The organism is Tumebacillus amylolyticus, from assembly GCF_016722965.1.
GTDB lineage: Bacteria > Bacillota > Bacilli > Tumebacillales > Tumebacillaceae > Tumebacillus > Tumebacillus amylolyticus.
Window position 1 is genome coordinate 124,170 of the sequence record NZ_JAEQNB010000004.1, and the last position, 13,580, is coordinate 137,749.

Consider the following 13,580-nt stretch of genomic DNA (forward strand, 5'->3'; position numbering starts at 1 on the left):
GGAGTCTCCATGATCAACGCGATCTGGTTGATTTTGCTCGTCACGGGCATCATCGTGGCCGCCCTCAACGGCCGGATCGACGTCGTGACCGAAGCGGTGCTCAACGGGGCCAAGCAGGGTGTGGTCGTCTGTGCCGGGTTGCTTAGCATCGTCGTGTTCTGGATGGGATTGATGAGGGTCGCGGAAGCGGCGGGCCTCGTCCAATCCCTCGCCAAACTGATCTACCCGCTGGCCCGCTTTTTGTACCCTTCGGTGCCCAAAAACCACCCGGCGATGGGCTCGATCGTCGCCAACATGAGCGCCAACATGCTCGGGCTCGGGTCGGCCGCGACACCGCTCGGTTTAAAAGCGATGCAACAACTGCAAGAACTCAACCCGCACAAAGACCGCGCCTCCGACGCGATGTGTACCCTGCTTGCCATCAACACCTCAGGACTTACGATCATCCCCGCGACCGTCATCGGTCTGCGTTTGCAATACGGCTCGGCACGTCCGACGGAGATCGTCATCACCACGCTGTTGGCGACGTTCCTCGCGACGACCACCGCCGTTTTTCTCGACCGCTACTTCCGGGCTCGTGAACGGCGCAAGGGCGGGTGGCAAGAATGATGCAAGTCGTGCAATGGTTCGCGTCTTGGTCGTTGCCTTTGATCATCGCCTTCATCCCGACCTACGCGTTCTTGATCAAAAAAGTTCCGGTCTACGATACGTTCATCGACGGGGCCAAGGGAGGCTTCGGCACCGTCATCAAACTTTTGCCGCACTTGGTCGGGATGCTGGTCGCCGTCACCGTGTTCCGCGAGTCGGGGGCGATGGAGTATTTGATCAAGCTCCTCAACCCGCTGTTGCAACCGCTTGGCGTACCGCCGGAATTTCTGCCGATGGCGCTCTTGCGCTCGATCTCCGGGTCTGGCAGCATGGCGATCATGACCGACATCTTCCAAGCGCACGGGCCGGACTCGTTCCTCGGTCGTCTCGCGTCGACGATGCAGGGCGCGTCTGACACGACTCTCTACGTTCTGACCGTCTACTTCGGCTCTGTGGGCATCCGCAAAGCCCGGTACGCGGTAAAAGTCGGCCTGCTCGCCGACCTCGCCTCCGTCATTGCGGCGCTGTTTGTGACACACTGGATTTTCGGGTAACCAAAACTCCTTCCTCCTGCATAGGATGTGGATACGCAAGGGGGCGGGAGCACATGAAGTTCTCGGGCATCGTGTTGCATGATTCCAGCTGTCCGACTCTGAGAAAGTCAGGGTATGATTTCTTTGTCAGTCGTGACGGACTCGTGACGCCGTCCAACGACTTCACCGACGACGACTATTTGCATGTCTGCGTGGAAGGGGATTTTTCGCGACCCATTCAGACGGGGGAGTATCCCAAAGTCCGGGAGCAGATGTTTTGTTTGGTGAAGCTCGCGATTCGTCTCGCCTCGCTGTTCGAGTTTGATCCGCAAGCGATGATTGCCCACGGCGACACCTGTCCGGGCGAAGAATTTCCTTGGATGGACCTCAAAGTCCGCGTCGGACGCCCCCCTCACTAGGGCCTAGTGAGGGGTATTTGCTTTTCCCAGCCACTTCCTGCATAATGAACTCTCGAAGTATCAGCATGGGGGTGTCCCGATGGAAGAACGTTTGCAAAAAGTCTTGGCCCAAGCCGGTGTGGCTTCGCGTCGCAAGTGCGAAGAGATCATCTTGGCAGGAGACGTAACAGTCAATGGACAAGTGGTGACCGAACTCGGTACCAAAGTCAATCCGCTGGAAGACCATATCGAAGTCAACGGCCAATCGATCTCGTCTGAGAAGAAAGTCTACATACTCTTGAACAAGCCCCGCGGCGTCGTCACCACCGCGTCCGATCCGCAGGGCCGCCAAACCGTCATCGAACTGATCGACGTGCCGGAACGCATCTACCCGGTCGGACGTCTCGACCTCGACACGGCAGGTCTGTTGATTTTGACCAATGACGGTGCCTTGGCGAACGGCCTGATGCACCCAAGCCGCGAGATCAACAAAGTGTACAAGGCGTGGGTGAAAGGCAACGTGAAGCCGGACGCGATCAAAGCGCTCACCAACGGCATCGAATTGGAGGACGGCATGACCGCGCCGGCGAAAGTCCGCCTGTTGGAAAAAGGGGAGCTGGAGTCGCACATCGAACTCACGATCCACGAAGGCCGCAACCGCCAAGTTCGCCGCATGTGCGAAGCGGTCGGTCATCCTGTGAAATCGCTGATGCGCACCCAGTTGGCGTTTCTCAAAATCGGGCGCATGCGCTACGGAGAGTATCGGGAACTGACCCCGATGGAAATCGAGCGCCTGTACGCCGTCGCCGGGATTCAAAACTAACAATGCGGGCATCCTATGGGACAAACACTGGTTCCATTAGGAGGGCTCACCATGAAATCCATCATGCAAGCGGTGCTCTGCCTTGGCATATCCGCCGGTCTCGTGGCCGGTTGCGCCCCGAGTTCGAGTGCGGGACCGCGCGAAACGAACGAAACCCGTTCGGACAAAGGCATGAACGCGTACGGAGCTTACCAAGCTCCGGCCGCTCATCGGCAGGTCGTCACCGACCTTCGTGTTTCGCAATCCGGCGTTACGACGCGTTCGGCACACGGTTTGGCGTATGAATTGGAGTCGATCCCGGCGGTCAAGGGGGCGGCTGTGCTTGTGGTCGGCCCGGATGCGTTTGTGGGGATCACGACAGACCCCAACCATGCCCTGACTCCATCGGATGAGCAACTTGTGCGTCGCAAAGTCTTCACACTCGACTCGACGATCAAAAGCTGCCGTTTGACCGCTGAGCCGCGCGCTGTCCAATACCTCAGCGGGTACACCGACGCTTTGGAGAAAGGCCGTCCTCTGACCACATACCAAGAACAATTCCGCTCGTTCGTGGAGCAGACGTTCCAAAACGCCGCGCAATAATGAATTCCGGAAGCCGATCCTATCTATGGAGAGGCTTCTTTCATGCTCGCAATTCATAAAAATGTCACTTCCTGTCGCTCGGGAAATGCATGCCTTCCTGTATAATTAGATCCGGGTGTATTAGAGAAACAAGAGGTGTCATTCATGTCTACACGATCGAATCTTTCCAGAAACATCACGATCCTCGTGTTGTTGGTGGCGGCCATCGGGATCATGTACTCGGTGTTTGCCTTTACCAAAAAAGAACCCACCGTGCTCGAAGTCGGACAAGCCGCACCCGATTTTCAACTTGAGACGTTGGATGGACACAAAGTCCAACTTTCCGATTACAAAGGGAAAGTCGTGCTGCTCAACTTCTGGGCGTCTTGGTGTGAGCCGTGCCGCCAAGAGATGCCGGATATTGAAAAAGCATACGAAACTTACAAAGACCAAGGACTGGTGGTACTCGGCGCGAACCTGCAAGAGAACAACGTCTCGATCAAGGGCTTTGCTGACAACATGGGCATGACCTTCCCGATCCTCATGGACAAGGATGGCAAGCTCGCCGTTCAGACCTACAAAGTCAAGCCGATCCCGACTTCGTTCTTCATCGATCAGAACGGAATTCTGCAGGCAAAAGCCGAGGCCCCGATGACGCTCCCGTTTATCGAGGACAACGTCAAACCGCTCCTTGCTGGAACCGGGGGATGACGCAGAAGTGAACAACGGGAAGAAACGCTCCGTTTTTGACGGGATTTGGGACTTTTTTGCTTCCGTCAAAGTGGGGGTCACGATCATTGTCCTGCTGGCCGTCGGCTCTGTACTGGGCACGATCTACCCGCAGACCAATGCGATCCCCAGTCCCAACCCGGAATTTTATTACTATGACACATACGGCAAACTCGGCGATTTCTACTACCGGATCGGTCTGGCGGACACGTTCAATTCGTGGTGGTATCTGACGCTGGTCTTGATGCTCTTCATTTCCCTGATCATCGTTTCCATCGACCGCGGGATTCCGCTCTACAAGTCGTTGAAAAGACAACCTGTCGCCCGCAAAGTCATCGGGATCAAAGGCGACCGCCTCTACACCCATGTAGAGGGTCCGGAAGCGCAAGTCAAACTCGATGAACTGGCCGCCAAATTGAAAAAACGCCGCTACAAAGTCCGCCGTGAAGACGGAGCCCTGATGGCGGAAAAAGGGCGCCTCGCACGCTTTGGCGCCTACGTCATCCACTTGGGTCTGATCATCACGATCCTCGGTGTGTTCTCCCGCCTGATTCCGGGCTGGTACTACACCGACATGATCTGGCTCAAAGAGGGCGAGACCAAAGCGGTCGGCGACCTCGGCTTTTCCGTTCAGAACAACGGCTTCACGCTGGAGTTCTACGACAAAGAACAGACGCGCGCCAAGAAATTCGAAACGGACGCCGTCGTGTTCGAAGACGGAAAGCAGACGGCTGCCAAGCACCTCGCCGTCAACGACTATCTGACGTACAAGCACACGAACATCTACCAGAACAGTTACGACCCGCAACCGATGTTCCGCACGGGTACGATTGAGTTGCTCGATACCAAGAACAACAACAAACCACTCGGCACTTTCGTTCTGGATTTCAACGATCCCAAGCGTGAATACAAAGTCGGGGATTACACCCTGACGATGACGAACTACTTCCCGGACATCAAGATCGACCCGGAGAAGGGCGTGTTCACAAATTCGCGCGACCCGTACAACCCCGGCATTCAGTTTGACATCACCGGCCCGGATCAAACAGAACCGGCTCGTCAGTGGATGCTTCCGCTGGCCGGACCGTTCGTCAAACAGATGCTCGGCCAAGATTACCGCTTTGACCTGCAATTCAAAGATGTGGACCTGTTCCATATGACCGGCCTCAAGATCGAACGCGACCTTGGTTGGTGGCCGATCGTCTTCCCGGGCCTCATCATCGCTCTCTATGGCCTCGTCCTCGCATTCTACTTCCAACATCGCCGTGTTTGGGCTAGACTGGAAGAGGGCGTCCTGCACATCGGGGCAACTACGAACAAGAATTGGCTCGGCATAACCGGCGAACTCAACAAAGTGCTGGTGCCGCTCGGCATCGAACCGGTGTCGCAGAAGAGAAAGGAGGAGCCACAACAGTCATGATGCAGTTATCGAGTATCTTTTTCGGAACGGCCTTTTTCTCGTACTTGGCCGCTACCATTCTATACGTCGTCGGTTTGACGGGACGCAAGATGAAAGCCCAGTCGGCCGCTCTGGCGACATTTTGGACGAAGTGGGGCTACATCGTCATCATCATCGGGGTGGTCACGCAAGCGCTTGCGATTGCCACTCGAGGAATTTACGGCGGGTATACGCCGGTCTCGAACATGTTCGAATACATGAGCTTCTGGGCGTTTACGATCATGCTCGCTTTTGTTATCATCAACGCGTTTTACAAAGTTCCGGTGCTCGGCGCATTCGTCGCTCCGATCGGACTGGTTATCCTCGCGTACGCATCCGTTTTCCCGCGCGATTCCAAGCCGCTGATCCCGGCTCTGCAATCGTACTGGCTGAACATCCACGTCACCACCGCCGCACTCGGCGAAGGGATTTTGACGATCTCCTTTGCAGCAGGGCTCATGTACCTGTTGGTGACGAGCGATCTCACCAAGAACTCGCGCACCGCGAAGTTCTTGGAATTCACCGTCTATCTGTTCTTCGCCTTGCTGTCGTTCGTCGCCACCTCGCTTGGTTTCCGTGCGGCAGGTTATGAAGTCAACCTGACCGGCACGATGGGCGACTTGCTCTACCATCTGCCGCCGTTCATCGGGACGTCGGGTACGGAACTTGGCACGGCGACTCATTTCCTCGGCCTGCCGCTTCCGTTCTTCGATGCACCGGCTTGGATGCATGCAGCTGACGCAGGTCAGCAGCTCAACACCATCCTCGTCACGATCATCGCGTCGCTGATCCTCTACGGACTGCTTCGCCTGCTGGCTCGCAAGCCGATCTCGATGGTGATTCAGAAGTGGGTGCGCGGTCTCGACGCGGACATGCTGGACGAATTGTCCTACCGTGCCGTTGCGATCGGCTATCCGGTCTTCACCCTCGGGGCGCTGGTGTTCGCGATGATCTGGGCCCAAGAAGCATGGGGTTCCTACTGGTCTTGGGACCCCAAGGAAACCTGGGCTCTCATCACCTGGTTGTACTACACGGCGTACTTGCACTTCCGCCTGCAACGCGGCTGGGAAGGCAAGAAAACCGCATGGATGGCTGTCGTTGGGTTTGTCGTCATCCTGTTCTTGCTGGTCGGTGTCAACTTGGTCATCTCCGGCCTGCACTCCTACGCAAAAGCCTAAGTGATAGAAAAAACACAAGTCACCGCACGCGGTGGCTTGTGTTGTATAAAAGAGGAGAGTGCGTCTGAATGGAACAAAATCCGAAAATCCTCATTGTCGACGACGAAGATCGCATCCGCCGGCTCGTGCGCATGTACTTGGAGCGCAACGCACTGGATGTCGAAGAAGCCGAGGACGGCCAAGTGGCGCTCGACATGGCACTGGAAAACCACTACGACTTGATCATCCTCGACCTCATGCTGCCAAGCCTTGACGGTCGTGACATCTGCGCTCAACTTCGCCAGCAAGGCAAGGATGTGCCGATCATCATGTTGACCGCGTCCGGCGATGAGATGAACCGCATCCACGGGTTTGAACTCGGCGCGGACGATTATGTCGTCAAACCGTTCTCACCGCGTGAACTCGTCATGCGCGTCAAATCTCTGCTTAAACGCTCCATGGCGACCCAAATCGGGGAAAAAGAAACACCCGCCGCGATTTCCAGCGTTCTGACCTTCAAAGGCCTGACCATCAACATGGACTCCCGCCGCGTGGTTTGCGAGGGCGAGGAAGTCTCGCTGACACCGAAAGAGTACGAACTGCTCTGCTACTTGGCACAGCGTCCGGAGAAAGTGTTCTCCCGCGAAGAGCTGTTGCGCGACGTCTGGAACTACCAGTTCTACGGCGACCAACGCACCGTCGATACGCACATCAAGCGTTTGCGCGAGAAATTGGGCAAAGCTTCGGAGCGCGCCGCTTCGATGATCGTCACCGTCTGGGGCGTCGGCTATAAGTTCGAGGTGTCGGAGTGATTCGCAACAGCGTCGTCGCCAAGATCTGGCTGACGATTATCTCGCTGTTCATCGTTGTGCTGCTTTTGCTCTCGATCTTCTTGGAGCAACTTTTCGACAACTACTTCTTGAAATCGGAGGAGGACCGCCTCGACGAGCGCATGGCGCACATGGCGGAAGTCCTCACCAACCCCGGCTATTCGCAAACGGAAGCAACGTTGATCATCAACGAGCTGGCGGTGGAAGAGAATGCAGAAAAACCGATGCAGATCGACCCGCCGTCCAGCGAGACGCTCATCGCCCATCTGAAGCCGGAAGACCTCAAGATTTTGGTCTCCGGCCAGGCGGTCATCCAGCGTGGCAAATCGCCGTACTGGGAGCCGAAGCTGGACAAAACCGAAGATTCGTTCTGGGTGCTTCAACCGTTGATCGTGCGAGGAGAGGTCGTCGGGCTCTTGTTCGTCGTCCAGCCCATTCATGCGGCCCAAGCGGTCGGAAAACTTCGTGAACTGCTGTTCTTCTCGGCGGGCCTCGGGGTTGTGCTGGCGACAGGTCTTGCCTTCGTCGTCTCCAAAAACCTCTCCAACCCGCTGCTGCAGATGAACAAAGTCGCCAAGCAGATGATGGAGGGTGACTTTCACGGCAAAGTGCAAGTCGTCACCCAAGACGAGGTCGGGATGCTCGGTCAATCTCTGAACACGCTGGCGTACAAGTTGGAGGAGAACATCGACAACCTCGAGCGGGAAAAGGAACAGCTCGCGTCGATCATCACGTCGATGAGCGACGGTGTCATCTCGGCAGACCTCAACGGTGCGATTACGCTTGCCAACCCGCAAGCTCGTCGGATGATTCGCGGGCAATGGTTGGTCGAGACGGGGGACCCGTCAGGCAAGACCTTGCCGCGCGACCTCTACGATTTCGAACAATCCGTGATGAAAAACCGCCAAATCCTGCTGGACGAATTGCACTGGCAAGGCCGCGTCTTGCTCATCACGATGGCACCGCTCTATGAAAAAGACGGCGACACCCTCCGCGGGGTCGTCGCCGTCCTGCGCGACGTCACCGAAGAACGCACGCTCGACAAGATGCGCAAGGACTTCATCGCCAACGTCTCGCACGAACTGCGCACGCCGCTGGCGATGATGCAGGGGTATTCGGAAGCGTTGCTCGACGAGTTTGGGGACGACCCTGAACAACGGCAGGAATTGACGCAGATCATCCTCGACGAGACGCACCGCATGCGCCGTCTCGTCAACGACCTGCTCGACCTCGCCCAACTGGAATCCGGACAGTTTCAGATGTCGGAGGAGGAGCTCGACATGGCGAACCTCATCCGCCGTGTCGGACGCAAGTTTGCCACCGTCTCCAACGAGCGGGGCGTAGGGCTTGACTTGCACATCGATGAATCGAAACTGCCCATGCTGGTCTACGGTGATCCGGATCGCTTGGAGCAAGTGTTTACGAACCTCGTGGACAACGCATTTCGTCACACGCCGTCCGGTGGTCGTTTGACGCTTGATGTGACGGCGGACGACACGCTGATTCGCATCGCCGTCAAAGACACGGGCGAAGGCATCCCGCAAGAGGACCTGCCGTTTGTCTTTGAACGTTTTTACAAAGTCGACAAAGCCCGCACCCGCAGCAAGGGCGGCACGGGCTTGGGTCTTGCCATCACGCACAACATTGTCAAAAGCCACCACGGCGACATCGTCGTGGAGAGCGAAGTGGGCAAGGGGACGACGTTCAATGTCCTCCTGCCACGCTACAACGGCTAAAAAAGCGGTGTCCCACAGGAGTGGGAACACCGCTTTTTTTTTACATCTCCGGGAGCAGGCGCGAGACGATGTCGGCAATCTCGTCGCTGAGGCCGGTGATCGGTTTGCCCGCTCGTGCGGCGTTGATCAACTCACGCGTGCGGGTGATGGTGTCGATGTCGGAGGAGACGATGGCTCGGTATCCCTTGCCGGTGCGCTCCGCCGCTTCCTTGACGGAAAACTTGATCGTGTCGATCTTCGAGCCGGTGATATTGTCGGCGAGGTCGATCCCGACCAGCGCCGTTTTACCGGTCAAGAGCACGGCTGCACGTTCTACACCGTTGATGCGCGTGACGACGTTCGAGATTTCGTTGGCTTGTTGAGTCAGCGTCTTGCCGGCAGACGTGTTGTAGTCGGCGATCTTCGGTGCGCGCAGGGAGTAGTCCGGCTTGCGGATCTCCGAGACTTGCGCTTTGTTCGGGTTTTTCTCGGCAGGCGATGATTTGTCGGCCTGCTGGTTTTGCACGCCTTCGGACGTGCGTTGGTTTGGCGTGTCTTTTTGCAAAGCTTGCGGGAGAATTTTTTGGCTGCAACCTGTAAGACCCGTCGCGAGGACGAGCGACAGAGCTACAGGGAGTAGTCGAGAGATTTTCATAGTCGGCACCCCTCCTTGTCGGTAGTGTGCCCAGCATGAAAGGAACGATATCGGGTAATTCTTGACTATAGAAGCGTTTGGAAAGGAGATCAAAACAAGCATGAGTTGGGTGTATTATGGCAAACTGTTCGACACGAAGTTCCAAGCCGGTTGTCTCGCCGACCGTTTTCGTCAAGATTGGTGGAGCAACGGGTACACCTCCCCGTCGTTTGTAGGCATTTACCGAACCAACAAGGGCAGGTACGGAGTGAAATACCTCCAATAAATTGTGTTTCCACGTGGAACAATTCTAAATATTATAGAAAATTGTCGAAAAAAGGAGTGTTGTCACATGTCCAATTTCCAAAATCCGACGGATGAAGAACTGGTCAACGTCCTCAAAAGAAGCAAAGACATCGCGGTGGTCGGTCTGTCCGGCGAAGTGACCAAACCGTCCCACAAAGTGGCAGAGTATCTGCAATCGCAAGGGTATGAACTCATCCCGATCAATCCGAATCTCGACTCCGTGCTCGGTCGCAAGTCGCACAAAAGTTTGCTGGATGTAGAAGGAAACGTCGACATCGTCAACGTGTTCCGTCGCAGTCATGAATTGATGGAGATCGTCGAACAAGCGATCCAAATCAAAGCAAAAGTGGTGTGGGCGCAATTGGAGATTGCCGATGAAGCGGCGGCCAAGCGAGCACAGGAAGCCGGAATTACCGTCGTGATGGACAAATGCTTGAAAATCGAACACGCCCGCTTGTTGGGCAAAGAAAAGCTCTAAACTCCCTCAGGGTACACCCCAAAAAACACCTCCGCCCACACACTTTACAAATGCTTCGTTGTCTGTAAAATGTGTGGAGGGGAGGTGTTTTGGCTTTTGATGAAACAACTTGCAATGTTTTTGTGTGTATTTGGAATTCTCGGACTGGTCTATATCGGAGCTGTTGAGAAGCGGATTCCGATCAATACCGTCGTCGCGGCGGCTGTGTCACGCTGAACGGGGCATACTAGGCGAAAAGGAGTTGCGCCTAATGCCGAATGTTGACAAAAGCCAAGACAAGAGCAAGGACAAGAACCAGCCCCCTTCCACATTGCCTAAGGCGATGGAGAAGCGCATCTCGCTGAAATGGCTGACCCTGCAGGCGCTCGACAACGCCGTCGCCCGCTTGCAAGCGCAGGGCGGTCAACCCCGCGTGACGATCTTGACGGCATACGGACGGATTGCAGGTGAACTGCAGGAGATTCAATCTTCGTACGCGGAGTCGTTTCACGAGGCGGAGAACGGGCGATTGACCCCGGACGTCTCCTCGATGGTCACGCACTTGCGAAGCGAGATGTTACGCACGTTGGAAGAGCAAGAAAAGCAACTCGAAATCATCGACACAGCCCCGATCTTGTCCTTGAAGAACGTCGTGCTCACTCAAGGGGGACAAGAATCGGTCTCGATGCCACAGTTGACCCTGTTTGCCGACCAAGTGATCGGGTTCACGCTGGAGGAAGTTCCCACCGTGCACTAAATCTTGTCAGAGGTAGGGAGCTATGGTAGGATGGGAGTGCTGAAATGTCCGTCTCCAAGTATGAGGAGACGGTTTTTTGTATGTGATATGACGGACAAAGAGCGAGGCTTGGGGTACAATGGATACAAGACTCTATGTGATAACGGGTCATGCGTTTTACAAGGGACGCTCGTTGGAAGATGTGATCGCGGCCGCCATTCGCGGCGGTGCCGATTGCATCCAATTGCGCGAGAAGGACTATACCGGGCGTCAACTGTTGGAAGCCGGACATGTGTTGCGCCGCTTGACTCGTGAGGCGGGCGTAAACTTGATCATCAACGACCGGATCGACGTGGCGAAAGCGGTCGATGCGGACGGCGTCCATCTCGGTCAAGGCGACCTGCCGATCGAAGTGGCGCGCGAGATCTTGGGCGCGGGCAAGATCGTCGGAGTCTCCACGCACAACGTCGAGGAAGCGCTGGCGGCGGAACGTGCCGGAGCCGACTACATCGGCCTCGGACCGATGAAACCGACGCAGACGAAGCTCGACACCGACCCGGTCGTCGGACCGGCGGGCGTGCTGGCCGTACGACGAGCGGTGCAACTCCCCATCGTGGCGATTGGTGGAATCAAGGCAGAAGACACCGCCGAGATCATTCGCAACGGCGCGAACTCCGTAGCGGTTATTTCCGCTGTGGTCGGAGCTGAAGATGTGGAAACTGCGGCACGTGTGATTCGCGGGATCGTGGACAGAGAGAGGGGGAACCGGGCATGAAGCTGATCATTAACGGTCAAGAGCGCGAAGTGGACAACCTGACCACGCTTGCAGACGTGGTGGGGCACTTCGGCTTGAACGAGCGCATCATCGTCATTGAGCACAACTTGAACATCATCCCCCGTGAGCTGTATGCAGAAACGGCTGTGTCCGACGGGGACAAGATCGAGATCGTCCATTTCGTCGGCGGCGGCTGCTAAATAACTTTTTTTGTACATAGAAGGAGTGTCGAAACAGCATGGCTGAAGAACATCTCAAAATTGGCTCGTACACGTTCAAATCCCGACTGTTGCTTGGAACCGGCAAGTTCTCAGACTTGGATGTCCAACAACAGGCGGTTGATGCTTCGGAAACGGAAGTGCTGACGTTTGCCATCCGTCGTCTGAACATCGACAACCCGGACAACCCGAACTTCTTGGAACGACTTGATCTCAAAAAGTACACCTTGCTCCCGAACACCGCCGGTGCTCAAACTGCGGAGGAAGCGGTTCGGATCGCCCGTCTGGCGAAAGCATCCGGACTGTGCGACATGATCAAAGTCGAAGTCATCGGGGACATGCGCACGTTGTTGCCGGACCCGATCGGCACTTTGAAAGCGACGGAGATGCTCGTCAAGGAAGGCTTCACCGTCTTGCCGTACACTTCGGACGACCCGATTCTGGCGCGTCACTTGGTGGAAGCGGGCGCTGCGGCGATCATGCCGGGCGCGTCTCCGATCGGTTCGGGCCTTGGTCTGTTGAACCCGCACTATCTGTCGTTCATCATCGAAGAAGCGAAAGTCCCGGTCATCGTCGACGCAGGCGTCGGCTCTCCGGCTGACGTCGCCGCCGCGATGGAATTGGGCGCAGATGCGGTGCTGTTGAACACGGCAGTTGCCGGCGCGAAAAACCCGGTGTTGATGGCGGAAGCGATGAAGCTCGCCATCGAAGCGGGTCGCAAAGGGTTCTTGGCAGGTCGTATCGCCAAGAAACGCTATGCGAATGCGTCCTCACCGATGGACATGATGATTGAATAGCACAAAGTAGAGCTGAGGAAAGGTGAGTGGGAGAGATGAGAACCGATTACCACGTACATACGGAACGCGGTCCGTATACGGTGGAATGGCTTGAGGAATTCATTCGCACAGCAAGCGAACGCGGTGTGGGAGAACTGGGGATCTCGGAACACGGGTACCGATTTGCTCAGACTCGCCCACTGTTTCACAACGCGTGGACAGACGAGCGGCGGACGGAAGACCTGGACGAGTACATGCAGATGTTCAAGGACGCGAAGAAAGCGGGGCACAACGTCAAGTTTGGCCTCGAGCTCGACTACATCCCCGGCCGCGATGCCGAGATGCGGGACTTTATCAAGAGCTATCCGTTCGATTATGTGATCGGCTCGATTCACTGGATCGGCGAAGACTTTGGGTTTGACACGCCGCAGTACTTGGCGCAATGGAACGACTGGGACGTGAAGGACGCGTACCGCGAGTATTTCGAAATTCTGCTGCAACTCTCCGACTCTCGGATGTTCGATTTCGTCGGGCACCCCGATGTGATCAAGGTATACGGTCACGAACCGGACGATGCGGTGTTCTTGCAACGCTGGTACGAGCGTCTGGCGAAGTCGTTTGCCACCAACGATCAGGTGATCGAAGTCTCAACGGCCGGGTGGAGGAAGCCGGTGAACAAAGTCTACCCGGCCCCGAATTTCCTGCGCGCTTGCTTTGCGGAGCGGGTGCCGATCGTCTTGAACTCTGACGCCCACCGCCCGGAGGACGTCGGAGCCGATTATGATCGCGCTGTCGAGTACATCCAGAGTGTCGGCTACAAGCAGATCGTCACATTCTCTCAACACGAGCGGACCCTCGTAACGCTCACCTAACTCTACTGATTGCACGAAAAAGGAGACGGACCGC

The 13,580-nt window shown here is 56.3% G+C and carries 18 protein-coding genes; 17 read left to right on the forward strand and 1 reads right to left on the reverse strand.

Annotated elements, in window-relative coordinates; translation table 11 throughout:
- The first annotated feature begins 9 nt into the window (after positions 1-9).
- The 10 genes from JJB07_RS13420 to JJB07_RS13465 all read left to right on the forward strand — a co-directional run bounded on the left by JJB07_RS13420 (position 10) and on the right by JJB07_RS13465 (position 8,793).
- Positions 10-609 (forward strand): nucleoside recognition domain-containing protein, encoded by a 600-nt coding sequence (locus JJB07_RS13420; RefSeq protein WP_201635830.1) that lies wholly within the window; start codon positions 10-12, stop codon positions 607-609.
- Positions 606-1,142 carry a spore maturation protein gene (locus tag JJB07_RS13425; protein WP_283809126.1) on the forward strand — a complete coding sequence of 179 codons (537 nt, stop codon included), beginning with the start codon at positions 606-608 and terminating at the stop codon, positions 1,140-1,142. The genes JJB07_RS13420 and JJB07_RS13425 overlap by 4 nt, the downstream gene beginning before the upstream one ends.
- A gap of 53 nt (positions 1,143-1,195) precedes the next feature.
- Positions 1,196-1,540, forward strand: coding sequence for a hypothetical protein (locus JJB07_RS13430; protein WP_201635834.1), 345 nt, complete (start codon positions 1,196-1,198; stop codon positions 1,538-1,540).
- A gap of 79 nt (positions 1,541-1,619) precedes the next feature.
- Positions 1,620-2,342: a pseudouridine synthase gene (locus JJB07_RS13435; RefSeq protein ID WP_201635836.1), complete on the forward strand. Its 723-nt coding sequence runs from the start codon at positions 1,620-1,622 to the stop codon at positions 2,340-2,342.
- Between the two features lie 51 nt (positions 2,343-2,393).
- Entirely contained in the window at positions 2,394-2,924 is a 531-nt protein-coding gene (locus tag JJB07_RS13440; protein ID WP_201635838.1) for a YhcN/YlaJ family sporulation lipoprotein, read from the forward strand.
- Between the two features lie 144 nt (positions 2,925-3,068).
- Positions 3,069-3,614 (forward strand): redoxin domain-containing protein, encoded by a 546-nt coding sequence (locus JJB07_RS13445; protein ID WP_201635840.1) that lies wholly within the window; start codon positions 3,069-3,071, stop codon positions 3,612-3,614.
- 7 nt (positions 3,615-3,621) lie between these two features.
- Positions 3,622-5,052: a cytochrome c biogenesis ResB family protein gene (gene resB / locus JJB07_RS13450; protein ID WP_201635842.1), complete on the forward strand. Its 1,431-nt coding sequence runs from the start codon at positions 3,622-3,624 to the stop codon at positions 5,050-5,052.
- The gene (gene ccsB / locus JJB07_RS13455) at positions 5,049-6,248 is read left to right on the forward strand and encodes a c-type cytochrome biogenesis protein CcsB (protein ID WP_201635844.1); all 1,200 of its coding nucleotides are present in this window, start codon (positions 5,049-5,051) and stop codon (positions 6,246-6,248) included. The genes resB and ccsB overlap by 4 nt, the downstream gene beginning before the upstream one ends.
- Positions 6,249-6,316: 68 nt before the next feature.
- Positions 6,317-7,039: a response regulator transcription factor gene (locus JJB07_RS13460; protein WP_201635846.1), complete on the forward strand. Its 723-nt coding sequence runs from the start codon at positions 6,317-6,319 to the stop codon at positions 7,037-7,039.
- On the forward strand, positions 7,036-8,793 hold the full coding sequence (locus JJB07_RS13465; protein ID WP_201635848.1) for an ATP-binding protein: 1,758 nt from the start codon (positions 7,036-7,038) through the stop codon (positions 8,791-8,793). Before JJB07_RS13460 ends, JJB07_RS13465 begins: the two co-directional genes overlap by 4 nt.
- Positions 8,794-8,833: 40 nt before the next feature.
- Here the strand turns inward: JJB07_RS13465 and JJB07_RS13470 are convergent, their stop codons facing one another.
- Positions 8,834-9,427, reverse strand: a complete 594-nt coding sequence (locus JJB07_RS13470; RefSeq protein WP_201635850.1) for a YhcN/YlaJ family sporulation lipoprotein — start codon at positions 9,425-9,427, stop codon at positions 8,834-8,836.
- A gap of 100 nt (positions 9,428-9,527) precedes the next feature.
- On the opposite strand from JJB07_RS13470, the gene JJB07_RS13475 reads away from it, so the two are divergent.
- From JJB07_RS13475 to JJB07_RS13505, 7 genes are all read left to right on the forward strand, one after another.
- On the forward strand, positions 9,528-9,692 hold the full coding sequence (locus JJB07_RS13475) for a hypothetical protein (RefSeq protein ID WP_201635852.1): 165 nt from the start codon (positions 9,528-9,530) through the stop codon (positions 9,690-9,692).
- 66 nt (positions 9,693-9,758) lie between these two features.
- Entirely contained in the window at positions 9,759-10,190 is a 432-nt protein-coding gene (locus JJB07_RS13480; RefSeq protein ID WP_201635854.1) for a CoA-binding protein, read from the forward strand.
- Between the two features lie 250 nt (positions 10,191-10,440).
- A complete protein-coding gene (locus tag JJB07_RS13485) occupies positions 10,441-10,926 on the forward strand; it encodes a hypothetical protein (protein ID WP_201635856.1) in 486 nt (161 codons plus the stop codon).
- Positions 10,927-11,044: 118 nt separating this feature from the next.
- Positions 11,045-11,680 carry a thiamine phosphate synthase gene (gene thiE / locus JJB07_RS13490; RefSeq protein ID WP_201635858.1) on the forward strand — a complete coding sequence of 212 codons (636 nt, stop codon included), beginning with the start codon at positions 11,045-11,047 and terminating at the stop codon, positions 11,678-11,680.
- Positions 11,677-11,880, forward strand: coding sequence for a sulfur carrier protein ThiS (gene thiS, locus JJB07_RS13495; protein ID WP_201635860.1), 204 nt, complete (start codon positions 11,677-11,679; stop codon positions 11,878-11,880). The genes thiE and thiS overlap by 4 nt, the downstream gene beginning before the upstream one ends.
- Before the next feature lie 38 nt (positions 11,881-11,918).
- Complete coding sequence (locus JJB07_RS13500; protein ID WP_201635862.1) at positions 11,919-12,695, forward strand: thiazole synthase; 777 nt, start codon at positions 11,919-11,921, stop codon at positions 12,693-12,695.
- Positions 12,696-12,730: 35 nt separating this feature from the next.
- Positions 12,731-13,546 (forward strand): histidinol-phosphatase HisJ family protein, encoded by an 816-nt coding sequence (locus JJB07_RS13505; RefSeq protein WP_201635864.1) that lies wholly within the window; start codon positions 12,731-12,733, stop codon positions 13,544-13,546.
- Positions 13,547-13,580 lie beyond the last annotated feature (34 nt).